Annotated in this window: 21 protein-coding genes; 6 read left to right on the forward strand and 15 right to left on the reverse strand. The window is 51.1% G+C overall.

The window, feature by feature from the left end; genetic code table 11:
* The first annotated feature begins 667 nt into the window (after positions 1-667).
* On the forward strand, positions 668-3,154 hold the full coding sequence (locus tag HCX89_RS06675) for a bifunctional diguanylate cyclase/phosphodiesterase (protein WP_254428367.1): 2,487 nt from the start codon (positions 668-670) through the stop codon (positions 3,152-3,154).
* Here HCX89_RS06675 and HCX89_RS06680 read toward each other — a convergent pair.
* Both HCX89_RS06680 and HCX89_RS06685 read right to left on the reverse strand, forming a co-directional pair.
* A complete protein-coding gene (locus HCX89_RS06680) occupies positions 3,069-4,082 on the reverse strand; it encodes an alpha/beta fold hydrolase (RefSeq protein ID WP_101059514.1) in 1,014 nt (337 codons plus the stop codon). The two genes, HCX89_RS06675 and HCX89_RS06680, sit on opposite strands and share 86 nt — an antisense overlap.
* Before the next feature lie 67 nt (positions 4,083-4,149).
* Complete coding sequence (locus tag HCX89_RS06685) at positions 4,150-5,928, reverse strand: DUF885 family protein (RefSeq protein ID WP_101059515.1); 1,779 nt, start codon at positions 5,926-5,928, stop codon at positions 4,150-4,152.
* Between the two features lie 198 nt (positions 5,929-6,126).
* Here HCX89_RS06685 and add point away from each other — a divergent pair, with 198 nt between their 5' ends.
* Positions 6,127-7,122, forward strand: a complete 996-nt coding sequence (gene add, locus HCX89_RS06690) for an adenosine deaminase (RefSeq protein ID WP_101059516.1) — start codon at positions 6,127-6,129, stop codon at positions 7,120-7,122.
* Between the two features lie 63 nt (positions 7,123-7,185).
* On the opposite strand, the gene hemN is transcribed toward add, so the two are convergent.
* The 6 genes from hemN to HCX89_RS06720 all read right to left on the reverse strand — a co-directional run bounded on the left by hemN (position 7,186) and on the right by HCX89_RS06720 (position 12,030).
* Positions 7,186-8,562, reverse strand: a complete 1,377-nt coding sequence (gene hemN, locus HCX89_RS06695; RefSeq protein ID WP_025009061.1) for an oxygen-independent coproporphyrinogen III oxidase — start codon at positions 8,560-8,562, stop codon at positions 7,186-7,188.
* Positions 8,563-8,911: 349 nt separating this feature from the next.
* Positions 8,912-9,379 (reverse strand): DUF2489 domain-containing protein, encoded by a 468-nt coding sequence (locus tag HCX89_RS06700; RefSeq protein ID WP_025009062.1) that lies wholly within the window; start codon positions 9,377-9,379, stop codon positions 8,912-8,914.
* Between the two features lie 11 nt (positions 9,380-9,390).
* A complete protein-coding gene (yihI, locus tag HCX89_RS06705; RefSeq protein ID WP_025009063.1) occupies positions 9,391-9,915 on the reverse strand; it encodes a Der GTPase-activating protein YihI in 525 nt (174 codons plus the stop codon).
* Positions 9,916-9,962: 47 nt separating this feature from the next.
* Positions 9,963-10,649, reverse strand: a complete 687-nt coding sequence (locus tag HCX89_RS06710; RefSeq protein WP_025009064.1) for a methyltransferase domain-containing protein — start codon at positions 10,647-10,649, stop codon at positions 9,963-9,965.
* 107 nt (positions 10,650-10,756) lie between these two features.
* Positions 10,757-11,011 (reverse strand): hypothetical protein, encoded by a 255-nt coding sequence (locus tag HCX89_RS06715; protein WP_025009065.1) that lies wholly within the window; start codon positions 11,009-11,011, stop codon positions 10,757-10,759.
* A 398-nt stretch (positions 11,012-11,409) separates the two neighbouring features.
* Complete coding sequence (locus HCX89_RS06720; RefSeq protein WP_025009066.1) at positions 11,410-12,030, reverse strand: cytochrome c; 621 nt, start codon at positions 12,028-12,030, stop codon at positions 11,410-11,412.
* Between the two features lie 169 nt (positions 12,031-12,199).
* Between HCX89_RS06720 and yihA the strand changes: the two genes are divergently transcribed.
* Positions 12,200-12,850 (forward strand): ribosome biogenesis GTP-binding protein YihA/YsxC, encoded by a 651-nt coding sequence (gene yihA / locus HCX89_RS06725; protein WP_025009067.1) that lies wholly within the window; start codon positions 12,200-12,202, stop codon positions 12,848-12,850.
* Between the two features lie 652 nt (positions 12,851-13,502).
* On the opposite strand, the gene polA is transcribed toward yihA, so the two are convergent.
* The gene (gene polA, locus HCX89_RS06730) at positions 13,503-16,271 is read right to left on the reverse strand and encodes a DNA polymerase I (protein ID WP_167715446.1); all 2,769 of its coding nucleotides are present in this window, start codon (positions 16,269-16,271) and stop codon (positions 13,503-13,505) included.
* A gap of 385 nt (positions 16,272-16,656) precedes the next feature.
* On the opposite strand from polA, the gene elbB reads away from it, so the two are divergent.
* Positions 16,657-17,310, forward strand: coding sequence for an isoprenoid biosynthesis glyoxalase ElbB (gene elbB, locus HCX89_RS06735; protein ID WP_167715448.1), 654 nt, complete (start codon positions 16,657-16,659; stop codon positions 17,308-17,310).
* Between the two features lie 112 nt (positions 17,311-17,422).
* Here elbB and glpG read toward each other — a convergent pair whose 3' ends face one another.
* From glpG to HCX89_RS06760, 5 genes are all read right to left on the reverse strand, one after another.
* Entirely contained in the window at positions 17,423-18,256 is an 834-nt protein-coding gene (gene glpG, locus HCX89_RS06740; protein ID WP_167715450.1) for a rhomboid family intramembrane serine protease GlpG, read from the reverse strand.
* Positions 18,257-18,259: 3 nt separating this feature from the next.
* Positions 18,260-18,562: a thiosulfate sulfurtransferase GlpE gene (gene glpE, locus HCX89_RS06745; protein ID WP_025888989.1), complete on the reverse strand. Its 303-nt coding sequence runs from the start codon at positions 18,560-18,562 to the stop codon at positions 18,260-18,262.
* A 78-nt stretch (positions 18,563-18,640) separates the two neighbouring features.
* The gene (gene tdh / locus HCX89_RS06750; RefSeq protein ID WP_044735580.1) at positions 18,641-19,666 is read right to left on the reverse strand and encodes an L-threonine 3-dehydrogenase; all 1,026 of its coding nucleotides are present in this window, start codon (positions 19,664-19,666) and stop codon (positions 18,641-18,643) included.
* 23 nt (positions 19,667-19,689) lie between these two features.
* A complete protein-coding gene (locus tag HCX89_RS06755; RefSeq protein ID WP_025888991.1) occupies positions 19,690-20,883 on the reverse strand; it encodes a glycine C-acetyltransferase in 1,194 nt (397 codons plus the stop codon).
* Between the two features lie 198 nt (positions 20,884-21,081).
* Positions 21,082-21,726: a TetR/AcrR family transcriptional regulator gene (locus HCX89_RS06760; protein WP_025009072.1), complete on the reverse strand. Its 645-nt coding sequence runs from the start codon at positions 21,724-21,726 to the stop codon at positions 21,082-21,084.
* A gap of 119 nt (positions 21,727-21,845) precedes the next feature.
* On the opposite strand from HCX89_RS06760, the gene waaA reads away from it, so the two are divergent.
* Positions 21,846-23,117, forward strand: coding sequence for a lipid IV(A) 3-deoxy-D-manno-octulosonic acid transferase (gene waaA / locus HCX89_RS06765; protein ID WP_167715452.1), 1,272 nt, complete (start codon positions 21,846-21,848; stop codon positions 23,115-23,117).
* Here the strand turns inward: waaA and HCX89_RS06770 are convergent.
* The gene (locus HCX89_RS06770) at positions 23,103-23,819 is read right to left on the reverse strand and encodes a 3-deoxy-D-manno-octulosonic acid kinase (protein ID WP_062793653.1); all 717 of its coding nucleotides are present in this window, start codon (positions 23,817-23,819) and stop codon (positions 23,103-23,105) included. The genes waaA and HCX89_RS06770 overlap by 15 nt on opposite strands.
* Before the next feature lie 85 nt (positions 23,820-23,904).
* On the opposite strand from HCX89_RS06770, the gene HCX89_RS06775 reads away from it, so the two are divergent.
* Complete coding sequence (locus HCX89_RS06775; protein ID WP_123115410.1) at positions 23,905-24,951, forward strand: glycosyltransferase family 9 protein; 1,047 nt, start codon at positions 23,905-23,907, stop codon at positions 24,949-24,951.
* Positions 24,952-24,968 lie beyond the last annotated feature (17 nt).

Below are 24,968 nucleotides of genomic sequence, written 5' to 3' on the forward strand. Positions count from 1 at the left end.
ACAGACGAACGCGGAGAGCTTGCTCGAAGCTGGCCATCGCCAGACGCCCAATTTTATTTTCACTTTTTAAAAAAAGTGGAGACAAAACAGTAACAAAAAAGCCCTAGCATTTAGCTAGGGCTTTTTTGTTTGTCTCGCTTCCAGCGAGCATGACTTAACATGCAGCCCAAAGCTGCTTACGCAGTGCGGGCCCCTCAGCTCGCAGCCAAGCTGCTTCGCGCTACAGCCATCTATCAAGCTGTGCTTGATGAGCAGATGTCTTTCGCCCCCATGTGAGATGGTGCTGTGGAGATATTGAGAATGGCTCGACCCGTTTGTTTGGTCAGATTCATCCAGTCTCTGGAGCACAGAGATTTAACCCAACCGGTATCCTCAATAAAGGTACTCGTGGCTTCTTTGGGTTTGGAACCTATGGATTTTGCTTAGCCCCACCCCATTCATCCTGCTCGTGATATCTACTACCCCTTATTCAGGCGAAAGCCGCTTTGGATTGTTTGCCCTTAGCATTCCTTGGTTATTTAAGCTTCCTACCTGCATTACCAGACAGCGTCTTTGAGCACGAAAACAATTTTGAAGTTAGACTCTTTGCCTGTAAGTTAATTTGCCGTTAGCATTAAGCGTTATGTGTGCCTTCTTGTCATGAGCATCAAGGATTTCATTTGTGAAGATGCCAAGGCCTGCCATGGCCTATGTTGTTCCTTTTTGTGTATTTTTTATTTATCTCTGTCTTGTTGCCGGGGAGTATTTCTATGAGCGTCAGTCACTGGAGTCTGAGGCTGCTTCGGTTCAGATAGAACAGCTCAAGAAAGAGCTGTTCAGGATGCAGCATCTTGTTGAGAAGGCTGTAGGTAACCACAACCTGGATAGCGTGGCTGAAGAAATATCTCTGGCGGCAACCGACTTCAATATAATGGTGTATATCCTGCTTGATGACACCAGCCTTATTCGCCACGCCAATCATGTAGTCTGGCGCGACAGCCGGGCTTTGCAGGTTATCGATGGCTATTCTATGGAACTGCAGCGGCAAGTGGTCAACTCAGGTAAACCCTTGATATTTGCCAATCCGGATCGACTATCGATACAAGCCTATTACCCTATTGCAGCAGAAGCACCCGTGGGCTTTGGTGAAAAGGTCGAGCTAATCTACCTGGAATATGATTTGTCACCGGCAATGGCTAAGGTGACAGATGCTCTCAATGTACGTTTTATGCGGGTTTGGGGCTTGGGAGCCTTGTTCGTTTTGGGCTTTATGCTGGTGTTGCACTTTATGCTGATCCGCCCTTTAAGAAGCCTGGTTTGGCAGGCCCGGAAAGGTGAGAGCAGTTCTTTTCATATAGATAGTCCGTGGCTTTTCAGCGAAATACGGGTGCTGCAGGATTATTTACATCAGAGTCAACAGAAGTTGCAGCGAACCCTGAAACAATTGAGAGACAATGAACAACGCTGGTTATTTGCGGTGGAAGGAACCCGCAATGGGATCTGGGATTGGAACATCGCCAGCGGCGAAGTTTTTCTGTCGGACCGCTGGAAAGAGATGATAGGTTATGGCCCTCATGAGCTTGAAGGGCTTTATTCTACTTGGGAAAGTCGACTTCATCCCGATGATAGAGAGGCGGTGCTGTCGTCTCTACAGGCCTACCTCAATGGTGAAACCGAGGCGTTTGAGAGTGTTCACCGTCTGCGCCATAAAGAGGGGCACTATATCTGGGTGCTGGACAGGGGAATGTTGGTTGAATGGGATGAGCAGGGGCGCCCTTGCCGGATTATCGGTACCCATGCTGATGTGTCGGATGATGTACGTAATCAGCAAGCTCTGGCCCATTTAGCCAATCATGATGCATTGACTAACTTGGCTAACCGTCGCGCCTTGATGGATGCCTTGTATGAGCAGCAAAAGCACTGTCACAACAGCTTGCAGTGTGCAGCGCTGTTTCTTATCGACTTGGATAATTTCAAAACCATTAATGACACTCTAGGACATCACTTGGGAGATCGACTGTTGATACAGCTGGCCGCTCGTTTCTCGGGCTATTTTACTGCCAATACTTTGGTTGCCAGGTTAGGGGGAGATGAGTTCGTTATCCTGGCAAAAGACCTGACCCAAGACAAAACCACAGCGGCAAGGCGGGCCTTGGCGTTGGCCAGTGAGATCAGGCAGTTGGTTGCCAGACCCTTTAATATCAGTGACAAGCAGCTGCATGTGTCTGCCAGCATTGGTGTCTGCCTGTTCGATGAGCAGGATGATATTGATGCCGAGGAGCTTTTGAAGCGAGCCGATATGGCTATGTTCCAGGCCAAGGAAGGCGGAAGAGATAACTGCATGATCTACAACTCCGAGATGGAGGTTAAGGCTCACCAGAATCTGCTGATCCAGAATGAGTTGCGCTATGCCATCGAGCGGCAACAACTCTCTTTGGTTTATCAGCCAATAGTCGATTCCCAGGGGCAATTGACAGGGGCAGAGGCGTTATTACGCTGGCAACATCCGCAACAGGGGAATATTTCGCCGGCGGACTTCATTCCCATTGCGGAAGGCAGCGGCCTTATCAGTGAGATTGGCCATTGGGTCATTCTTGAAGTTTGTCGCTTCATTCGTGAGCAGCAGGCCAAAGGTATAAAGGTGCCCAAAATTGCCATTAACCTCAGTGCCAGGCAGTTTAACCAGCCTGAGTTTGTGGAGCGCCTGATCGCCTTGTTGAAGGCCCAGGGGATTGCTACGGATGCATTGGAGCTGGAGTTGACTGAGTACGCCCTGTTGACCAACTTGTGCATCATGAATACCCGAATCGATCTGTTGAAGAAGGCAGGGATATCTGTGGCAATAGATGACTTTGGCACAGGTTACAGTTCGTTGAGTTATTTACAGAACCTGCCTCTATCCAGACTAAAGATAGATGCCTCTTTTGTGCAGAAGATAGGCTCGGGGCGTAGTGCGGATGCTATAGTCAGGGCCATAGTCGAAATGGCCCACAGCCTGGAGCTGAAAGTGGTTGCCGAAGGGGTTGAAACGGCACAGCAAAGAGCCTTTTTGAACCAGCTCGGCTGTGACTGCTTCCAGGGATATTTGTTCAGTCAGCCTTTGTCTGAGACTGAGTTCGCGACTCTGTTGCATGCGCCGAAGCATGAGTTACTGTGTGCTGCGCCAGGAAGTTGAAAATAATACTCAGCACCTGCTCACGTATTGCATCGATTTCAATAAAGAGTTCATGTCTGGCTCCCATGATCTTTTCCAGTATTACCTCTGGGCCAATTGCAGCGATTTGCGCCTGGTTATCGACGATAGTGTCCTGCTCAGCTTGTAGAATGAGGATCGGGACCTTGGACTCTCTGGCTGCGGTGATGGTCTTCTCGCAAGCATCCAATGCTTCTATCAACCACTGATTGGTGGGCGAGCCCAGTTGGATCTCCGGACGTTGCCGGCATAAATCCAGTAAGGCCTGATACCGGCTTTCGCTGTGGGTCAATTGATTATCTTTAAACTCGAGTGGACGATAATCATGGCCAGATAACACGTAGTTGGGCTCGGTATGCGGGCCATAACTATTGAGTTTCCCCGCCAACCAACGTACGAAGTTGCGCGGCATTGGCAAACGGATCCCATACATGGGGGCAGAGAAGGCCGCGGCAGTAAATCTCTGGGGATATTGCTGCAAATACAGAGTTCCTATCGCTCCTCCCATGGAGTGGCCTACCAGAAAATACTGTTCATATTGGTTTGAAACTACTACTTGCTCAACGAAACAGTGCAAGTGATCAACATAGTCCTGAAACTTATCTATGTGCCCTTGGTGAGGATTGGCGGTTAGCCTGCTGGATAGCCCTTGCCCAATATGATCCAAGGCGTAGACACTAAAACCTTGCTGATAGAAGTCATGGATCAGCTCCCGATACTTGAGATAACTCTCAACCCGGCCATTGCTGATGACGACGGCCTGTTTCGCCTTTGGGTGGCAAATATAACCGTAGGCCAGCTCTTTACCGAATCCCACTGCCAGCTTGGCATGGGTGACACCTTGCCAGAAAGTCTCCAATTGAGACTGGGTTGAAGCGGGTTCTGCGTTGCGGGCCTGGGTCGTTACCATCCAATATTTCCTGATCTAAAAAAGCCAGTGCTCAAAGGCACTGGCCGAGTGTATCAGAAACAGGGCTTCATTGCTGTGAGGCGATAAAATCGGCTATCTGTTGTTCCAGCACAGACATGGGCACAGAGCCCTGTGCCAAAACTGCATCGTGGAATTGGCGGATATCGAACTTTTCCCCCAGGGCGTCTTCTGCTTGCTTTCGCAGACGTTTGATAGTCAGCTCGCCAATCTTGTAGGCCAGCGCCTGCCCAGGCCAGGAGATATATCTGTCTATCTCTGTGGTGACATTGTGCAGCGACAGAGCCGTATTACCGGCCATAAAGTCTATTGCCTGCTGACGGCTCCAGCCTTGGGTGTGCATACCTGTATCGACTACCAAGCGAGCGGCGCGCCACATCTCGTAAGTCAGGCGTCCAAAGTTGCTGTAGGGATCCTGATAAAAACCCCCTTCCAGCCCCAAATATTCACTGTATAGTCCCCATCCCTCGCCAAAGGCCGAGATATAGCTGTAGCGGCGAAAATCGGGCAGTTGCTCCAACTCCTGATTGAGGGAAATCTGCAGGTGGTGACCCGGAACAGCTTCATGCAGGGTGAGTGCTTCCAACTCATAGAGAGGGCGCTTATCCAAAGCATATGTGTTCACCCAATAAAAACCCGCCACAGTCTCCGAGTTGGAGCCGGAATAGCGCCCGGTTGTATATTTGGGGGCAATTTCTGCCGGTACAGGGGCTACGCCATAGGGTTTGCGTGGCAGCTTGCCAAAATAGCGTGGCAACATGGCGTCGGCTTTTTTGGCAATATAGGAGGCCTCTTTGAGCAGTTGCTCCGGCGTGCTCACATAAAAGCGTTTGTCGGTGCGCATAAAATGCAGAAACTCGGCAAAGCTGCCTTTAAAACCGGTTTGTTTGATGATCTGTTCCATCTCGGCGCGGATCCGTTTTACTTCACTCAGCCCCAGTTGATGGACTTGCTCAGGCGTCATATCCAGAGTGGTGTAGTACTTGACCCTGTTTTCATAAAAGGCCCGACCATTGGGCAGAGCTGATGCGGCAATGCTCTGACGGGCGCCAGGGATATATTCCTCGGTCATAAAGTCGTAGAAGGCTTGATAACTCGGTAACACATGCTGCTCGACACTGACGTACCCGGCATGGCTCAGTTCCTGTTTAAGATTGGCAGAAAAGTGTTCTGGAAACGTCTCAAACGGCTTGAAATAGCTGCTTTGCTGCACTGGTACCATATAGGCCTGAATACTCTGTTCAAACCCTCTCAGCACAGATTGCGGCTGAGTGATGCCCTCGGCAAGCCCTTGGCGCATCCAGTGTATCTGTTGCTGGAAATAGCGCGGCAGAGATCGCAGCTTCTGCAGGTAATGACGGTAATCGGCTTCTGTCTTGAATGGCCCGGAGGCCATAGAAGCAATGTAAGCGTGAAAGCCACTCTCTGAGGTAATCGGCAGGTAATGGGCCTTGAACCTGAAGCTATCCACGCTCTCCTGCAATTGGTATTCGAGAATACTGGTATTGATGGCGGCTTCTTTGCTCAGCTGTTCTCTGGGTATGGCCTTTAGCCGTTGCAAAAGTGCTGAATTGGCCGCAGCATCGGCCGCCAGAGCTTCAGCTGACAAGTCTGCTAACTTACCCGCGGCCGAGTCATCGCCAAACTGGAAGGCCATCTGTGGGCTTTCTGCCAGCCTTTGCTGCCAGGCATCGGCTATTAGCTGCTGGAGTTGGCTATCGGCTTGGGATAGTTGCTTGCCTATTTCTGGCGTGTTGGCTTCATGAGTAGGGTGTTGGCAGGCGCCCAAGAGTCCGGTGAGCAATAGGGGTAGCAGGAGTTTTTTCATTTGATTTTGTTCCTTTTTTATCCTTGAGAACGGATTATGCCTCAAGCTTGGTGGCAGCCCCAGCCATTCGAGCTCACCTTTTGGTAACAAAGCCTGTCTGCAGACTAAGAGGTGTTAACAAAAGGCGTGTTACACTTAAGCGTCCCCAGACCAAAAAATAACTAAATTGGCGGGGTAGTTCATACAGGGGTTATTTTTATGATTGATACTTCAATTCCGTTGGTCGATTTACATCGCCATCTGGACGGTAATGTCAGGGTTGAGACCATATGGGAACTGGGTCACCAACATGGCATTGCCTTGCCGGCGGCCTCGCTTGAGGCCTTGGCACCTTATGTACAGATCCAGGGTAAAGAATCCAGCCTGGTGGCTTTCTTGAAAAAGCTGGACTGGATGGTTGCCGTGCTGGCCGATTTGGATGCGGTAAAGCGGGTGGCCTATGAAAATGTCGCCGATGCGGCATTGTCCGGGTTGGACTATGCCGAATTAAGGTTCAGCCCTTACTACATGGCAATGAATCACAAGCTGCCGATAGAAGGCGTGGTGGAAGCCGTTGTTGATGGTGTAAAAGCCGGGTTCAAGGACTATCAGGTTAAGATAAAACTGATAGGTATTCTGTCTCGCTCATTTGGCCAGCAGGCTTGTACTCAGGAGTTGGATGGCTTGCTCGCGCACAGGGAGTCTCTGGTCGCGGTTGATTTGGCCGGTGATGAATTGGGTTTCCCCGGTGAGTTGTTTAATGAGCATTTCAAACGGGTACGCGATGCTGGGCTTCAGATAACGGCTCACGCCGGAGAAGCCGCCGGTGCCCAAAGCATGTGGCAAGCCATCAAGGAGTTGGGGGCGACTCGCATAGGCCATGGGGTCAATGCTATTCATGATCCCAAATTGATGGAGTATCTGGTGGAACACAAGATAGGTATCGAGTCATGTCCCACCAGTAATCTACATACTTCCACTGTGAGCAGTTATCAAGAGCATCCGCTGCGAACCTTTATGGAAGCCGGTGTGCTGGTTGGCTTGAATACCGATGATCCAGGCGTCAGTGCCATAGATATCAAGCATGAATATCGTGTGGTTAAGCAGGAGATGGGCTTCACCGACGCTGAGTTGGCCAAGCTGCAGCGTAATGGCGTGGAGATGGCCTTCCTCTCAGACAGCGAGCGCCGGGAACTTTACGCCGCTAAAGCATAAAAGTTTGGTTAAGACACAAAAAAGCCGATGGATGATTCATCGGCTTTTTTATTCTACTCAGGGTTAAATTACCCGGGAGAACTGTTGCTGACGTGCCTTTTCTCGGAAGTAGACATCGAAACAGATACAGATATTACGGATCAACAGGCGCCCGGTTGGGCTGATGCTGATCTGACGGTTTTCAATGTTAACCAGTTTATCGTCGATAAAGGTTTGCAGCAGCTTGAGATCTTCGGCGAAGTACTCTTCAAACTGGATCCCCAGTTGTTGCTCCATCTTGACCATATCAAGCTCAAAGTGACAGATAAGCTGCTTGATCACCGCGCGACGGATTTCATCATCACGATTGAGTTTACAGCCTTTCCACAGAGCGTGGCCCTGCTCATCTATGGCTTCATAGTAAGGGCGAATATCTTTCTGGTTCTGCGCATAACAGTCACCAATCTGACTGATGGATGACACCCCTAGTCCAAGGAGGTCACACTCTTCCTGGGTGGTATAGCCCTGGAAGTTACGGTGCAATCGGCCTTCTCTTTGCAGCTTGGCCAGCTCATCATCGGGTTTGGCGAAGTGATCCATGCCTATGTATTGATAGCCGGCGCCGGTCAGGGTCTCAATAGTCTGATGCAGCATGTCCAGCTTCTGTTGTGGGCTGGGCAGGTGCTCATCTTTGATTTTTCGCTGGGCCGCGAAGCGGGCCGGCAGGTGAGCATAGTTGAATACAGACAGACGGTCTGGAGACAGATCCAGAATTCGCTGAATGGTTTCGGCAAAGGTTTCCGGTGTTTGATGAGGCAAGCCGTAAATCAAATCGACATTGGTAGAGACAAAGCCCATCTCTTTGGCCTTTTTGATCAGCGCAAAAATGAAGTCTTCATCCTGTTCACGGTTAACTGCTACCTGAACCTCTTTATTGAAGTCCTGCACCCCAATGGATATACGGTTGAACCCTGCCTCTTTGAGGGCATCCAGCATAGACAGTTCGATTTCTCTAGGGTCGACTTCGATAGAGTATTCACCCTGTTCGGCAAAGTTGAAGTGACTCTTCAATAGTGACGATAACTTGATGATTTGCTCTGGGTTAAGGAAAGTCGGTGTGCCACCGCCCCAGTGCATCTGAGTCACAGTGTAGTGCTTGAACAGAGGCGCCCGCTTGACGATCTCGGCTGCCAGGTACTCTATGTACTGATCGGCTTTGTGCTGATGCCGGGTGATTACCTTGTTACAGCCGCAGTAGTAGCACAGCTTGGCGCAGAAAGGGATATGGATATACAGAGACAGTTTGTCGCTTTTGCTGCCGGCTATGGCCGACAATAGATCGCCTTCGGTGAATGAGTCGTCAAACTCCAGCGCCGTTGGGTAGGAAGTATAACGGGGACCGCTGTAGTTATATTTCTCGATCATTGATTGATCCCAGCTGATATGAGTGGGCTGCTTCAAGGCGTGTCCTCCGACAGTAAATTAGCAATGAGCGAAGTATGCAGGGTTATAGCTCAAATAACCTTGATCCAGGTTGTAAAAATTACATGTACACAACTGGACGTTAGGGAATATCCATGAAAACGCTTTCGATGTCTGTTGTCTTATTGAGGTTTTGTGCACCGACTCACGCCGGGGAAGGGATTCAGCGGGTGCGATAGCTACTCGGCTGAATAGATAGAGGGTTATTAACCCTCTATCTATTAAACTGACATGTTTGGGCCAAGAAGGCCATATGGGCAGAAGGTTTGAAGAGCGTTAGTGTAGAAAGCGCTGCCGACTGCTGAGAAGCAAGCCGGCAGTTGAAACCTTAGTGGGTTGGCTTTAGCTGAAACTCGGAGAGTTTCTTGGCATCGGCCAATATGCCTTGTTCCAGCTCGGCTTCAGACTTCATTCTGGCCAGGTCGAGCCGCATCCGTTCTTGCTTGGGCAACTGAGCCCTGGCCTCCAGAATTGGATGATCCTTGATGCGCTCAAAATGCATAAACACATCCGGGTAATCACCACTGACTCTTTCTGTCAGCGACAGCAGATCGAACAGTTTAACGATTCTGACCACTCCTTCAGACAACTCACAACGCTCTTCTGTCATTGCGGCAGCAATATAGCGAATATCGGCAAGCAGGGATGCCTGTTTAGCTTCCATAACCGCCTTTTGCTCAGCCATCGCTTGTTCTCTGGCTTGAGTTTGTTTCCTCAGACGCAGCAGCAACACTGTGGCATAGGCGCTGAGGCCTATGATGATCAACATGGCTAAGGTGATAAGGATAAACTGCATCCCGGCCTCCGTTAGTTGTCTTGGTATTGTTTCAGAAGCTCAGCACCGGATTCGAATTTCTCCAGCAATTCGTCATCGCTATGACCCTTGCTTGGGGCTTCATCGGCCTGATCCAAATCGGTAATGCCAAGTTTTTCCATCAATTTCTCTATCTTGGCCAATTGCCGCTCCAGCCATTGCTGGTCATCGGCGGCCAGTTCCCGTCCTTCTTCCAGCTGATCCAGCAGCTTATTCAGGCGCGGATCTTCCTCCAGTTGCAGCAGCAACTGTTCATCGGTCAGTTTGGGTTGTTTGGGCTGTGCAACCTTTTCTTTGACTATATCCAGAGCGACAGGCTTTTTACTGCCAAGGCGGATATCCTGTTTGTCAGAGCCAGCCCGCTTTTGCCCCTTTGGAGCAGCAGGGTTTTGGCGACTGCCCGCCTTATTGCCTGAATCCTGCTTCTTACGGGCCGGAGCGCGCTCAGATTTCTTGGTTCTGGGGGCTAGTTTGGGGTTGTTCTCGCCGACTTTACGGGTCTTTTTACTACGGGACATAATTCTCTCGATAAAAAGTAGTTGGTTGCGTCCGAACCGTGCCGGGTTCAGTCTACAAGCGGCGGTTCTGCATCAAGGTCGCGTGTTATAGCAGATCCTGATGTTTTTTGCATCAAGATGAAGTCCTGCGCTGCAAATATTAGCTTAAATTTACCCAGAGATGCCAAGTAAGCAAAAGTCTGCTGCTGGTAGAAGCTGACATGAGTCGGATTGTTCTTGTAATGCCATTTGGCAAACGCCGTCAAAGATGTCAGCAGCGGAGTGGATATGGCCAGCCAACCCCCTGGTTTCAGCAGCGTTTCGATTAAGCTCCACTCTTTTGCAGGGGTTCTGAAGTGTTCGAACACCCGAAAACAACAGATAAAGTCATATTGGTGGTGTAGTAGCTGGTGGTCTGCCGCAAAAAAGGGATCGAATTGTTGTAAATGGTGACCGGCGTTGCTGATCTGCTGCAGTCCTTCTTCGCTTAGCACCCGGCCGAAGTTGAGACCAAATAGCGGCGTGGGTTGCAAAGATTGAAGTTGTTCCAACAAGGGGTGGATAAAGCGTGCCAACTGCTTTTGCTTTCCTGCTTGGCGGGCTCTGCCGTAACGCTGTTTCTCGGCATCGGGTAACAAATAACTGCTGGAATCTGCAAACAACAGCCGACATTCGGGACAGAGATAAAAACCTCGTTTCTTATCCTGAAAGCTGAGTTCAGCATGATCGTTATGACACAGTGGGCAACGACGCATGGACTAATTAATATCTGCTCAACGGTGGTTAATAAATTATGCCATAAAAAAAGGCGGCAGTATGGCTGCCGCCTTATGATGGTGCTAACTAACACCCTATTCTGATTTCAAGTTTCCTTACTTGCTATGCGACTTTCCCGGTCGATATCCTTCTTTTTTTGACAGCTTTCCCTGCAGCTTTTCTCGTTATCGGTCTTCCAGACACTTTCTTGGGTTTCCTGCAAATAGCGATGGCCAAATTGGCTCATCATTATCCAGTCGTCTTCTGTGACGCCTAACAGACCATCCTTGTCTACTAAGTACCTTCCAGTGATAACAAGCTTCCAGCCAGTGCATCCAAAGCGCGTTGCTTCCTGTGCCAATGTTTGAGTCCTGCAAACATCTTCCTGTTGGAGCAAGTTCCCCTGTTAATTCGTAAGGACAATGCTAAAAAGCGGTTTGGCAAAATCGCCGGTTCCTTACTTTTATTGACCTGGATTTCAAACTGAAATCTCGACTCGTTATTATTATTTGCGAGTGGTCTTAGTAGTCTTATTGTTATTGGATTGCTTTATTCTTATATCTTGAATGTAAATTATACCGAAACCTGAATGTTGTTGGTAAAGTTTTTATACAAACAGATGGGTTTATCTCGGTACGGGCACATTAAACCTAAATCTGTGATCTGTGTCAAGCATTAATATTTTCAGTTTACGTAAACGTAAACTTTATGGCTTAAGAAAAGGGTGAAACGTCACCCCTTTCCAAGCTACAGCAAAAATTACTTCAGGCTGGAGATGTACTTGGCCAGCGCTTCAATGTCTGCATCATTCAGCTTTTTAGCTGTGTCCTGCATCATTCCGTTTAAGTCGTTATGACGGCTCTGATCACGGAACTTATTCAGCTGGATCTTGATGTAGTTGGCGTGCTGCCCAGCAACTGCCGGGAAACCGGCCAGTTCGCTGCCTTTGCCTTCAGGACCGTGACAAGCGGAACAAGCGGCTATGCCACGAGACATATCACCACCCTTGAACAGCTTCTCGCCGGCATCAGGAACATCCTTAACTTCAGCAACCTGCAATGTTTGGCTGGCAAAATAAGCTGCAACATCGGCAATATCCTGATCGCTCAAGGCTACCGCCATGCCGCCCATGATAGGATCCATACGGCCATCTTTGCCACCGGTTTGGGCTGCACTACGAAACTCCCGCAGCTGTTTTTGCAGATAGGTTGTGTGCTGACCAGCCAACTTGGGATACATGTCGATCATGCTGTTGCCATCAAGGCCATGGCAGGCAGAGCAGACAATGGCTTTGGTTTTTCCCGCTTCAGCATTACCTTCAGCAATCGCAGGTGAAGATATGGCGGCGACTACAGACAGCGCAAGGGCTAACTTTTTCATGGCGTTCCAACTTCTTTCGTTAAATTATTGTCCTGAGCTTACTAGGGTGACCCGCAAGCGTGGTAAAATACAAATAATGTGATCGGGCTAATATTTTACACGAAAACGTGGAAAAGTAAGCAAGTCTTCAATATTTATGCTATCACCCAGCAAAATTCCGGAGTCAGAAGTGACAGCAACTCGTATCGATTTTCGCAAGACAAAATTCCTTATCAGTGCGCCTGATATTGCCCATTTGGACAAGCACTTACCGGGCGACACCGGCGTGGAAATCGCCTTTGCCGGTCGCTCAAATGCCGGTAAATCAAGCGCTTTGAATGCTTTGACCGAGCAGAAAAACCTTGCAAGAACCAGTAAAACCCCAGGTCGTACTCAACTGATCAACGTGTTTGAGCTCGATGAGCAGCGCCGTTTGGTGGATTTACCCGGCTATGGTTTTGCTCAGGTACCACTGGCCATGAAGCTCAAATGGCAAGAGTCGCTGGGTGAGTATTTACAAAAGCGTGCCTGCCTGAGTGGTGTGGTGGTGCTGATGGATATTCGCCATCCGTTGAAAGACTTGGACTTGCAGATGATTGAATGGGCTGTTGCCAGTGAGATCCCTGTGCTGGCACTGCTGACCAAGGCTGATAAGCTGCCACAGAGTGCCAAGATGAAGACGGTCAATGAGGTACGTAAAGCGCTGGCTGACTTTGGTGATTGGGTCAGAGTCGAGCCTTTCTCATCACTTAAGGGAACCGGGAAACCTAAGGTTCTGGCGATTCTGGATGAGTGGTGCCATCCAGCTTGGTTGGAGCAAGAAGAGAACGAACAAGAGTGATGGACTCAAACTATGCAAACGGCAGCCATATAGGCTGCCGTTTTTGTATCTGCTGTGTGTGCCGGGAGAATTCAGGACAAAAAAAACCGGCGACTCAGTCACCGGTTAAATTAGCTCTTTTGGGGAGAAGCTAAAATTTCAACAAGACTCAAGTACCATCAAACTTGGACTTCGATGGCTCTCAATGGCGGTAGCATAACGCGAACTGAATCAGTTTTAAAGTAATTACTCTAAAAAATATTGCAGACGAAAAAAAGCCCCAGCAAATGATTGCTGGGGCGCCAGAATTTGGCTGATCACTAAAAGTGAAATAAAGGTCTGAAAGATAGAACATCTTAACCTCTGTACCCTACGCCGAGAATAATACTGTATTTATCTCTCATGGGAAAACTGTTTTTTCAAAAAGACGACAATAATGTGCAGTCGATCACAAGAATCGTTGGCTAGAAAAGCGCCTTTTGATCTTTAAATTACAAAATGAGCTTAAAATGCAGGCTTTTAGCGTTGTTTTGTCGATTTTTTGCCAAAAATTGTTGTTTTTAGTTCAGGTAGGGTAGCTAATGACGGGAGCAAATGCGGATAATCATAGCCTTGTGTTCAAAACACAAAAAAGCCATCCCGAAGGATGGCTCTTGATGGAATAGATAGATTATCAGTGAGCCTGATCCCAGCTGTCACCCAAGCCGGCTTCGGCCAGCAAAGGTACATCCAGGGTAGCGGCTTCAGCCATGAGTTTGCAGATCTGGTGTTGTAGCTCTTCGGCTTTCGCTTCATTGACTTCAAACACCAATTCATCGTGAACCTGCATGATCATGGTGATTTCCCCCTTGGTATCAGAGGCTATCCAGTCGGCAACTTTGATCATCGCCTTCTTGATGATGTCGGCTGCTGTTCCCTGCATAGGAGCGTTGATTGCAGCCCGTTCTGCGGCTTGACGCCGCATGGCATTGCGATCACGGATTTCCGGCAGATACAGGCGCCGACCAAAGAGTGTGGAGACATAACCTTGCTCGGCAGCGAGTGCCCTGGTCTCTTCCATATACTTGAGCACGCCGGGATAACGCTTGAAGTAGGTATCCATATAGCTTTGTGCTTCAGTGCGGGGAATATCCAGTTGGCGTGCCAAGCCAAAGGCGGACATGCCATAGATAAGACCGAAGTTAACCGCCTTGGCCCGTCGGCGCTGCTCTGGAGTGACAGTTTCAAAAGCCACATCAAAGACTTCAGCCGCCGTTGCTCTGTGAATATCTTTACCCTCGGCGAATGCCGCCAGCAGGCCGGCATCCTGGGACAGGTGAGCCATGATCCTGAGCTCAATCTGTGAGTAGTCGGCGGCCAGAATCTTGCGCCCTGAAGGTGCGATAAAGGCCTGACGAATTCTGCGCCCCTCTTCGGTGCGGATAGGAATATTCTGCAGGTTAGGGTCGCTGGACGACAAGCGGCCGGTGGCAGCGTTGGCTTGATGATAGCTGGTATGCACCCGGCCGGTTTTGCCATTGATCATCAGCGGTAACTTATCTGTATAAGTGCTCTTGAGCTTGGTCAGGCTGCGATGCTCGAGAATGATCTTTGGCAATGGATAATCCAGCGCCAACTCTATCAATACCTCCTCGGCGGTGGATGGCGCGCCTTTCGGCGTTTTCTTGATCACCGGATAACCCAGCTTTTCAAAGAATAGTGCCTGCAGCTGTTTGGGAGAACCCAGATTGAACTTCTCTCCGGCTATCTCATAGGCTTTTTGCTCCAGCGCATCTATCTTTTGTGCCAGCTCATCACTCTGCTGCGACAGTTGCATACTGTCGAGCAACACTCCGTCGCGCTCCATCTGTGAGAGCACCTGAATAAGCGGCAACTCAAGTTCGGTGAAAACGTTGGCTAACTCTTGCACCCGCTCAAGCCTTGGCCACAGGTGTTGGTGTAGCCTGAGTGTGATATCGGCATCTTCGGCGGCGTAAGGCGCCGCTGTTTCCAAAGGGATCTGGTTGAATGTCAGCTGTTTGGCGCCTTTACCGGCAATATCTTCGAAGCTGACACATTTGTGCCCCAGATACTTGAGCGCCAGGCCATCCATGTCGTGTCTGGATGCTACAGAATTGAATACATAGGATTCGAGCATGGTATCGAAGGCGACACCGGCCAGTTTGATACCGGCATTGGCCAGAATACTGATGTCATATTTTAGATTTTGACCGACTTTCTTTATCTCGGGATCTTCGAGAATAGGCTTGAGTTTGGCCAATACCCCTTCTCTAGGCAGCTGCTCGGGGGCATCCAAGTAATCGTGTCCCAGTGGCAGATAGGCGGCTTCTCCAGCCTTGACGGCAAAGGACAAACCCACCAGTTTGGCGTCCATATAGTTGAGGCTGGTGGTTTCAGTATCTACCGCCATCAGTTCGGCATCGGCCAGCTTTTTCAGCCATTTTTCCAGTGCGGCTTCTGTCAGTATGGTTTCGTATTCTGTCTCTATGGTGACTTGAGATGGGGTTTCCTCCTGAGTCTCTGGCGCTGTTGTGTTGGCCGCCTTGGGGTGCGGCATCTTGTTGTCCAGAACTTCTGCCAACCAACGCTTGAACTCCATCTCGCCGTAAAGCTGTGTCAGTTGGTCTTTATTGGGCTCGGTAATATTGAGTTGATGCCAATCCAGATCCAGCTCGCAATCTGTTTTGATAGTTGCCAGATCGTAGGATAGTTGCAGCATCTCGGCATTGTCGGTGATTTTCTTGGCCATGGTCTTGGCACCACGGAAGCCAAGTTCCGTGACACAATCCGGTTGCTGCAGTAGCTTGGCGACACCACCGGCCCCTGTCAGCATGGCCAACGCGGTTTTCTCACCCACACCAGGCAATCCCGGGATGTTATCGGCCTTGTCGCCCATCAGGGCCAACAGGTCGATGATAAGCTCGGGGCCGACGCCAAATTTACTGGTGACCTCTTCCGGTCCCATTATGGTGTCTGTCATTGTGTTGATCAGGGTGACATTGTCATCCACCAGTTGCGCCATATCCTTATCGCCTGTGCTGATCAGAATAGCACGGCCTTCCTTACTGGCCCTGGAGGCAAGAGTGCCTATCACGTCATCGGCTTCCACCCCGGGAATACAAAGGAGTGGCAGGCCAAGAGCCTCTATGATGGCATGCAGGGGGGCTATCTGACTTCGCAGATCATCAGGCATTGGTGGCCTGTGGGCCTTATACTCGGCGTACATCTCGTTACGAAACGTGGGACCCTTGGCATCAAAAACAACCGCCATCTGTTGTGGCTTGTATTTGCCCAGCAAGCTGCGCAACATATTGACTACGCCGTAAACAGCCCCGGTAGCTTCACCCTTGGAGTTGGTCAGGTGAGGTGGTGCATAGTAGGCCCGATAGAGGTAGGAAGAACCATCCACAAGGACGAGGGGGTTTTCTGCTATTGTTGGCATAGTTTTGTTTCAATCTAAGCTGTCTTAAGTGCTGCTAAGCATGCCATATCAAGGCATTTTCGGCCATGACAAAATCACCCACAGCCTGTGGATAAGTCTGTGAGTGAAAAAATCAACATAGAGAAAGGCGGTAGAGAACAACATAAAGTTGTTTTTATAACTTGTTGATATTTATTTGTTATTTGTTTTTTTGTGAGTCAGGTAAAAGTTTTACTAAATCTTATCGGTTGTGGATTTTTTAAATTCCTTTTCCAGATTCGCACCTTGGTAGCGGTAAAAATCGCCTCTTAGCAGAGACGATGAATTAAGTTAGCATGATTTTTAATCAGATCAACCAGTTTGTAACTGGTTTGTTAAACCCAAATGACATAAGAGGGAATTTTTAATGAAAAAAATCGCAGTTCTTCTCAGTGGTTGCGGTGTCTTCGATGGCAGTGAAATCCATGAGGCGGTGTTGACCCTGCTGTCCCTGTCTCGTTCGGGCGCGGCTTACCAGTGTTTTGCCCCTGATATTCCTCAAATGCATGTGGTCAATCATCTCAAGGGTGAAGTCGTGGAGACTGAGCAGCGCAATGTGTTGGTGGAGGCTGCTCGAATTGCCAGGGGTGATATCAAGGCGACTTCTGAACTGAATGTGGCTGACTTCGACGGCCTGATCATTCCCGGAGGCTTCGGGGCCGCTAAAAACCTCTGTAACTTTGCCGTAAATGGCAGCAATAGTGAGATTGCCGCTCCGGTACGTGAATTTATCAGTCGTTTTATCAGTGCAGACAAGGTGGTGGGTTTTATCTGTATCGCGCCTGTGATGATCCCGAGCCTCTATGATGAAGGGGCCAGAGGCACCATAGGGACGGACGCCGAAACCGCAGCGGCCTTTGTAGCCATGGGTGGTGAACATCAAAATGCCAAGGTAGATGAAATTGTGGTCGACAGTGAGCGCAAGATAGTCAGCACCCCGGCTTACATGCTGGCAGGTTCCATTGCCGAGGCCAATAGTGGCATTGAAAAGCTGGTGGCCAAGGTGTTGGAGCTGGCCTAAGCCCTGTCCAAGTTACTTTGAACCTATTCAAGAGGGAGCCTGAGCTCCCTCTTTTTAGTGTTGCCGGCTGTGCAGAGTAACTTTGGCGTGTACAAACCTGAGCCACATAGGATTATCTTTTCCCGCGGTTGTCGAGCCAGCCTTGGGCCAGCCCGACCAAGAGTCCACCCAGATGCGCGCCGTTGGCTATCGAAAGGCCAAACACATCCATAAAGCCAAGTACCAGCCACAACAGCATAAAACCCATCAAGGCCGGTGGCAGACCTATGCCTTTCTCTGGGCTCATGCGGCCGCTGACCCAGGTATAACCCACCAGGCCATACACAACCCCGGAAAGACCGCCGAAGTTGGGACCACTGAGATAGAACTGCACTATATTGGGCAAAGTGCCGGCGACCAACAGCAGAGTCAGTAAAGGAGCAAGACCGATACGGTTTTCTATTTTGCCACCCAAGACCCACCACCAGAGTAGGTTAAAGGTGATATGCAGCGCCGAGAAGTGCAGCAGGCTCGGGGTAAACAGGCGCCAGAATTGGCTGAAACCGGCATCCGAAGTGGCGCCGAAGAAGGCCAGGGCTTCGAATACCTGATTGCCGTAGCCCAGGTTCATGGCTGCGAAGATAGCTATGCAGGCCAGTAGAATGATCAGCGTCAGCGGTCCGGCGCCGGTAATAAATTGGCTCAGCAGTTGCAGCGATGGCGCGCCATAGTCAAAGCGGATTCGGTTGTCGCCATGATCCCAAGAGGCCTGCAAGTACTTGGGGTTTAACGGATCTTGGACAAAGTCGAGAAATGCTTTGCGCCCCTTGGCTTGGTCTGTGTCCTCGATAACATGGATGGCCACCCCCTGCTCCAGATGTGTGATGCGACAGGGGATCCCTTCACCCTTGAGGTAGTCTACCAGCGCCTGGGCAGCACGTTCATTGGGGAGGCGGCCGATTTCCATGCCTCAGTCCCTCGGCCAGGCAGCGAAACCGCCATCCAGGCTGTAGACCTCATCGAATCCTTGATGTTGCAGATATTCCGCGGCACTTTGGCTGCTGATGCCATGATAACAGCAGACGACCAAGGGCTTATCCATATCGGCGTCCCTGAGATAGTCGGCCAGATTATCATTGCCGAGGCGGACGGCTCCTGGAATATGGGCCGTCTCAAAACTGGCAGGATCGCGAATATCGACTATCTGCAACTCGGCATCTTCGGCCATCATTTGCTGGAGTTGAACGACAGAAAGGTGTTGGTAACTGGACATACTTTGCCTGTAAAAGAGGTGATGCTTGTTAACAGTGTGCATCAGGGCGCTGCATGAGTACAGCGCCCTGTTTGATGATCAATCCCAGCTGAGAATGACCTTGCCGGATTGACCCGAACGCATGGCATCGAAGCCCTGCTGGAAGTCATCCACCTTGTAATGGTGGGTGATAATAGGTGCAATATCCAATCCGGACTGGATCAAACTGGCCATCTTGTACCAGGTTTCAAACATTTCCCGGCCATAGATGCCCTTTATCACCAACCCCTTGAAGATGACCTTGCTCCAGTCTATGGCCATATCGCCACCCGGGATCCCCAACATGGCAATTTTGCCACCGTGGTTCATGGTATCCAACATGGAGTGGAAGGCCGATGGCACACCGGACATTTCCAGGCCGACATCGAAGCCCTCTGTCATGCCGAGCTCACTCATCACATCTTCGAGTTTTTCCTTGGCCACATTGACGGCTCGGGTCGCTCCCAGCTTGCGCGCCAGTTCCAGACGGTATTCGTTGACATCTGTGACAACTACGTGGCGGGCACCGATATGGCGACAAACCGCGGCGGCCATAATGCCTATGGGGCCGGCTCCGGTGATCAGCACATCTTCACCGACGAGATCAAACGACAGCGCAGTGTGTACCGCGTTGCCAAAGGGGTCGAAGATAGCGGCCAGATCGTCGCTGATATCATCGGGGATCTTGAAGGCGTTGAAGGCCGGGATCACCAGATATTCGGCGAAGGCGCCTTCGCGGTTAACCCCAACACCCACAGTGTTACGGCACAAATGAGTGCGGCCACCACGGCAATTACGGCAGTGACCACAGGTGATATGACCTTCGCCTGACACTCGGTCACCAATATTAAAGCCACGAACTTCCTGACCCATATCTACCACTTCGCCGACATATTCATGGCCGACAACCATAGGAACCGGGATGGTCTTTTGTGACCACTCATCCCAGTTGTAGATATGCACATCGGTACCACAAATGGCGGTCTTGCGAATCTTGATCAGCAGATCGTTATGGCCCATTTCAGGTTTGGGCGCGTCTACCATCCAGATGCCTTGTTCAGGCTTGAGTTTACTCAGTGCTTTCATCATGTTACTCCATGGGATAGGTATCAGATGATACCCATCTCCTTACCGATTCGGGTGAAGGCTTCGATGGCCTTGTCCAGCTGTTCACGGCTGTGAGCCGCCGACATCTGGGTACGGATACGGGCCTGTCCCTTGGGTACTACCGGGAAGGAGAAGCCGATGACATAGATGTTTTCCTGCAGCAGGCGGTTGGCGAAGTCACTGGCCAACTTGGCATCACCCAGCATGACCGGCACTATGGCGTGATCGGCACCGGCCAGGGTGAATCCGGCTGCAGCCATTTTTTCACGGAAATAACGGCTGTTTTCCCATACCGCTTCGCGCAGTTCCTGGCCCTCTTTGAGCATCTCCAGCACCCGAATCGAAGCGCTGACGATGGAAGGCGCCAGTGAGTTGGAGAATAGGTAAGGGCGTGAACGCTGACGTAACCAATCGACAACTTCTTTGCGGGCCGCGGTGAAGCCGCCGGAAGCGCCACCCAGCGCCTTACCCAGGGTGCCTGTGATGATGTCGATACGCCCCATCACATCGCAATATTCGTGGGTGCCGCGGCCGTTCTGGCCGATAAAGCCAACGGCGTGGGAGTCATCGACCATGACCATAGCGCCGTATTGGTCGGCGAGATCACAGATACCCTTGAGGTTGGCAATAACCCCATCCATGGAAAACACCCCATCTGTCGCTATCAAGATATGGCGGGCACCGGCATCGCGGGCGGCGATCAGTTGGGTTTCCAGGTCGGTCATATCATTGTTGGCGTAGCGGAAACGCTTGGCCTTACACAGGCGGACACCGTCAATGATAGAAGCGTGGTTCAGGGCATCCGACACTATGGCATCTTCCGGGCCCAGTAAGGTTTCAAACAGGCCAGCGTTGGCATCGAAGCAGGAGGAGTAGAGGATGGTATCTTCCATGCCGAGAAACTCGGACAGATTGGCTTCCAGCTGCTTGTGAATGTCCTGGGTTCCGCAAATAAAACGTACCGAGGCCATGCCGAAGCCATGGTCTGCCAACCCGGCCTGCGCCGCCTTGATCAATTCAGGGTGATTGGCCAGGCCCAGGTAGTTGTTGGCGCAGAAGTTGATAACTTCTGCTTCGTTGACGCGAATGGCCGGTTGCTGCGGAGAAACTATTACACGCTCGCTCTTGTACAGGCCTTCGGCCTTGACGTCGGCAAGCTGTTGGTTGATCTGATCGTAGAATGAGGTAGATGCCACCTTAAGTCTCCTTGATTGGATTATTCTGTTTATTGGAGTGGTGGCATTTTAACCCTAAAGCCAATGGCTCAACACTCTTTTTTAAGTTGAGCTGACAGGGATAAATCAGATTAGGGCTAGTGCTTGTTTCAGATGAGAAAAACTAAGGAAGTAGAGAGGAGAAAGGCACCTGAATGACAGATGCCCAAGGCTGCAGCGCTAGTCTTGCTGGTGAGCCAAAGTTTGGTAGTGCTGCTCCAGGCGCTCGAAGGTCGAGGTGGAACTGGGAGTGGCATAGGCCTTGAAGATCATCAGCACCCTGAGCAGGCCTTCATAGAGTGAAGACTTGGTAATATTGGCTATGCTGGATTGGGTCAGCTGATAGCTGATCCAGAAACTGACTATCATCTTGATGGTATCGGCCAGGCTGGAGATCTTGTCTTGCTCCAGCTGTAGAAAGCCATCCTGGCATAGTAGCTGCAGCACATGGCTAGAGCGGGTCAGCACCTTTTGCTGGGCTTCCAGATAGCGCTTTTTCAAGGCCTCATCGCGACTGAGGATGTCGGCCAGGTTGGCGTACATAAAGCGAAATTGCCACAGGGTATAGAACATGGCATCGAAATAGCCAATCAACAACTCGACATCGACTTGCCTGTCTTCATAGGGTTGAAACCCCAGTTCCAGATGATTTTCATACTGGGCGAAGATGCAGCGAATAATGTCTTCCTTGTTGCGGAAGTGGTAATAGAGATTGCCCGGGCTTATTCCCAGATGGGCCGCGATATGATTGGTGGTGATGGAGCGTTCGCCGTGTTCGTTGAAGAGTTCCAGACTGGCCTGGATGATTTTATCGCGGGTTTTCATCTGAGTCCTAAATGGTTGCGGCATCATCCGCAATCCGGCGAATGGCTCTTGGTTATGCTGCTTCGGGTATTATGCTAGCATTGTGACAATCCATCAGGCAAAACTCAATTATCCCGCCAATGAACCTTAGTCGTTACTCACTTTTGCTGTATCTGTTGTCGCCACTGTTGCTGCTCTACCTGGCATTTAGGGCCTTGAAAAGCCCGGATTACCGCGGCAGGTGGGGCGAGCGATTCGGCTTGTTCAAGGCCAAACCGACAGACCTGTTGATCCATACTGTTTCCATGGGGGAAACCCTGGCAGCAGTGCCGCTGATCAAGGCACTGATGCAAGCCAACCCGGACTTATCTGTCACGGTAACGACCACCAGCCCCACAGGTTCCCGCGAGGTGAATAAGGCGTTTGGTGACACAGTGCAGCATTGTTACCTGCCGTTCGATCTTCCCTGGTGTGTGCGGCGTTTTCTGAACAGGCTCCAGCCTGCCAACCTGATTGTGATGGAAACTGAACTCTGGCCCAACTTACTGCATCAAGCCAAAAAACAGGGCGCCGGCATCATGCTGGCCAATGCCAGGTTGTCGGCCAAGTCGGCCGCCAAATACCAGAAGTGGGCCGGGCTTAGCCTGCCCATGTTGCAGCTACTGGATAAGGTAGCCGTGCAGACCCAAGCCGAGGCCGAACGCTTTATCGCTCTCGGGGTTGCCGGCGACAAGCTGAGTGTTTGCGGTAGCCTCAAGTTCGACCTGCAACTGGATCAGCAGAAGATAACCAAGGCCAGAGGCGAAAGGCAGTTGTGGGGACGCGCCTCGTCCCCGGTATGGGTTGCCGGCAGTGTTCATCCTGGGGAATTTGCCGCCATGCTGGAGTGCCATAAACGCTTGTTGGCGCTGTGGCCTGAGGCTTTATTGATCATGGTACCGAGACACCCGGAGCAGTTCGATAATGCCGCCACGGCAATCAAGCAGGCCGGGCTTGCCTATGTGCGGCGCAGCAGCGGCCACGAGCTAGCTGCCGAGACTCAGGTGCTGCTGGGGGATACCATGGGGGAGCTGCTGGGGTTATATGCCTGCGGCGATCTGGCCTTTGTCGGCGGTACCCTGATCACCAATGGCGGGCATAATCCGCTGGAGCCGGCAGCCTTGGGCTTGCCGGTATTTGTCGGCCCCAATCATTGGGACTTTGCCGAGATAACCCGTCTGCTGCAAGATGCCGGAGCCTTGCAATTGGTTGAAGATGCTTCCTCGCTGGCGAGTGGCATAACGGCACTGTTACAGGATAGCGATGCGAGACGCCGCGCCGCCCAAGCCGGCTTGGAAGTGGTTAGCAGCAACAGAGGAGCACTGCAGAAGCAGTTGCAGTTGGCTCAGGCCTTGTTGTCAGGCACTTGCTGAGCCGCGGTAGCCTTCCAGCAGCCACTGCCAGTTCTCTTCAGTAAATTGCAGCTCGGGCTGTTTGCGTTTTTCCTTGTTGAAGGAGCGCAGCAGCCGACTGAGATTGGCTTGTTGCCAGCCATCGGCTGGGGTTCGCAGCTCACCTCGGTCAAAATCAATCAGATAAAAGCCCTGGTTGCTGCTGAGAATGTTTTTGGCGTTGAGATCGGCATGGTAGACACCGCGCTGATGAAAACGGCCGATCAAGGCGCCGAGTTGTTGCCACTGTGGGCGGGACATGGCCTGTTTTTGCAGCAGAGCCACCAGATCCTCGGCACCATGAATGCGGCGGATCAGAATGTCGGCCCGGTACCAGAGCCCGAAGCGTTCCACTTTGGCGGCAATGGGTTCGGGCACAGGTAAACCTTCTTCAAAGAGTTGCTCCAGCAGCGCCAGTTCTGCCATGGCGCGGGTCTTGGTGAGGCCTGTGAACAGGTAGGCGTCTTTGCTGAACTTTTCCATCAAGCCACCGCGCCAATAGTGGCGCAATACCCATTGCTGTTTCTCATGCTCAACAAACCAGGTGGTGTAACGCCCCTTGGATGAGCCGACAATCGCTTGCTGTTGCCGCCAAAAAGATTCGTCAAACCAGGTTTCATCCAGGGCTTGTGGGGCGGCAAGGCTCAGCGCCAGGCAACCCTTGGCGGTGTTTTTAATCTGCATCGGCTATTTGTTCGTTATAAGCGTGGAACCTGGGTCTATTCTACATTAAGATCTGGGGTTTGCACCCAAGAAGCCGATTCAGTCCATGAGCCTTGACCCCGCGAAAATTCAATCTCTCTGTTTGCTGCGCCTGTCGGCGATTGGCGATGTTTGTCACGCAGTAGCCATGGTGCAGGCGATTCAGCGCCAGTACCCGCAACTGGCCATCACCTGGGTGATAGGCAAGATAGAATATCAGTTGCTCAAGCACCTGCCCGGAGTTGAGTTTGTGGTGTTCGACAAAGGCCAAGGCTGGAAGAGTTATCTCAATCTGCGGCGGGCGCTCAAGGGACGTCGCTTCGATGTGCTGTTGCACATGCAGGTGGCGCTGCGGGCTACCATAGCCTCATTGATGATCCCCGCTAAGGTGCGCATAGGTTTTGACCGGGCCAGAGCCAAAGAAGGACAGTGGCTGGTGACCAATGAACAGGTGGCTCCGCTGGCGACGCCACACGTGCTGGAAGGTTTTATGGGTTTTGCCGCCAAATTGGGAGTAACAGATTTGAGCCCCAGCTGGCATATCCCGCTGCCGGAAGAGGACAAGGCGTTTGCTCGTCAGTGGGTCGCTGATGATGATAAGACTTTTATCATCTGCCCGGCGGCGAGTAAGGCCGAACGCAACTGGTTGCCAGAGCGGTATGCCGCCGTGGCCAACCATGCGTTTGAACGCGGGTTCAAGGTGTTGCTCTGCGGTGGCCCAAGTGCATTGGAAAAACAGCTGGCTGAGGACATCAGTGCCCAGTGTCAGCAGCAGCCAACTAACTTGATTGGCAAAACATCTCTGGTGCAGTTGCTGGCTATTCTGGAGCGGGCCAGCCTGGTGTTGGCTCCGGATACTGGTCCGGCGCATATGGCGGTGACCCAAGCGACGCCGGTTATCGGTCTCTATGCTCATTCCAATCCGGGGCGCACCGGGCCATACACTTGGAAGGAATATGTGGTGAGTGCCTATGAGCAAGCGATAGCGCAGCAGTTCCCGGGCCATCAGGTTCCTTGGGGCACACGAGCCAAAGGTGAACATCTGATGGAGTTGATCTCTGTGGAGCAGGTGTGCAGCATGTTCGATCGCGTGGTCGCCGACTTTCGTCTTTGAAGTATCAGTCTATGAAT

Source organism: Shewanella sp. Iso12, from assembly GCF_012030025.1.
Lineage (GTDB): Bacteria > Pseudomonadota > Gammaproteobacteria > Enterobacterales > Shewanellaceae > Shewanella > Shewanella algae.

What these genes read in the sequence shown, in the direction of transcription:
- HCX89_RS06680 (WP_101059514.1), bottom strand. Translation starts at nt 4,082, where the DNA reads ATGGTAACGACCCAGGCCCGCAACGCAGAACCCGCTTCAACCCAGTCT.
- HCX89_RS06700 (WP_025009062.1), bottom strand. Translation starts at nt 9,379, where the DNA reads ATGCAGTTTATCCTTATCACCTTAGCCATGTTGATCATCATAGGCCTC.
- elbB (WP_167715448.1), top strand. Translation starts at nt 16,657, where the DNA reads ATGAAAAAAATCGCAGTTCTTCTCAGTGGTTGCGGTGTCTTCGATGGC.
- glpG (WP_167715450.1), bottom strand. Translation starts at nt 18,256, where the DNA reads ATGGAAATCGGCCGCCTCCCCAATGAACGTGCTGCCCAGGCGCTGGTA.
- HCX89_RS06720 (WP_025009066.1), bottom strand. Translation starts at nt 12,030, where the DNA reads ATGAAAAAGTTAGCCCTTGCGCTGTCTGTAGTCGCCGCCATATCTTCA.
- polA (WP_167715446.1), bottom strand. Translation starts at nt 16,271, where the DNA reads ATGCCAACAATAGCAGAAAACCCCCTCGTCCTTGTGGATGGTTCTTCC.
- waaA (WP_167715452.1), top strand. Translation starts at nt 21,846, where the DNA reads ATGAACCTTAGTCGTTACTCACTTTTGCTGTATCTGTTGTCGCCACTG.
- HCX89_RS06685 (WP_101059515.1), bottom strand. Translation starts at nt 5,928, where the DNA reads ATGAAAAAACTCCTGCTACCCCTATTGCTCACCGGACTCTTGGGCGCC.
- glpE (WP_025888989.1), bottom strand. Translation starts at nt 18,562, where the DNA reads ATGTCCAGTTACCAACACCTTTCTGTCGTTCAACTCCAGCAAATGATG.
- tdh (WP_044735580.1), bottom strand. Translation starts at nt 19,666, where the DNA reads ATGAAAGCACTGAGTAAACTCAAGCCTGAACAAGGCATCTGGATGGTA.
- HCX89_RS06710 (WP_025009064.1), bottom strand. Translation starts at nt 10,649, where the DNA reads ATGCGTCGTTGCCCACTGTGTCATAACGATCATGCTGAACTCAGCTTT.
- HCX89_RS06675 (WP_254428367.1), top strand. Translation starts at nt 668, where the DNA reads ATGCCAAGGCCTGCCATGGCCTATGTTGTTCCTTTTTGTGTATTTTTT.
- HCX89_RS06775 (WP_123115410.1), top strand. Translation starts at nt 23,905, where the DNA reads ATGAGCCTTGACCCCGCGAAAATTCAATCTCTCTGTTTGCTGCGCCTG.
- add (WP_101059516.1), top strand. Translation starts at nt 6,127, where the DNA reads ATGATTGATACTTCAATTCCGTTGGTCGATTTACATCGCCATCTGGAC.
- HCX89_RS06760 (WP_025009072.1), bottom strand. Translation starts at nt 21,726, where the DNA reads ATGAAAACCCGCGATAAAATCATCCAGGCCAGTCTGGAACTCTTCAAC.
- HCX89_RS06770 (WP_062793653.1), bottom strand. Translation starts at nt 23,819, where the DNA reads ATGCAGATTAAAAACACCGCCAAGGGTTGCCTGGCGCTGAGCCTTGCC.
- yihI (WP_025009063.1), bottom strand. Translation starts at nt 9,915, where the DNA reads ATGTCCCGTAGTAAAAAGACCCGTAAAGTCGGCGAGAACAACCCCAAA.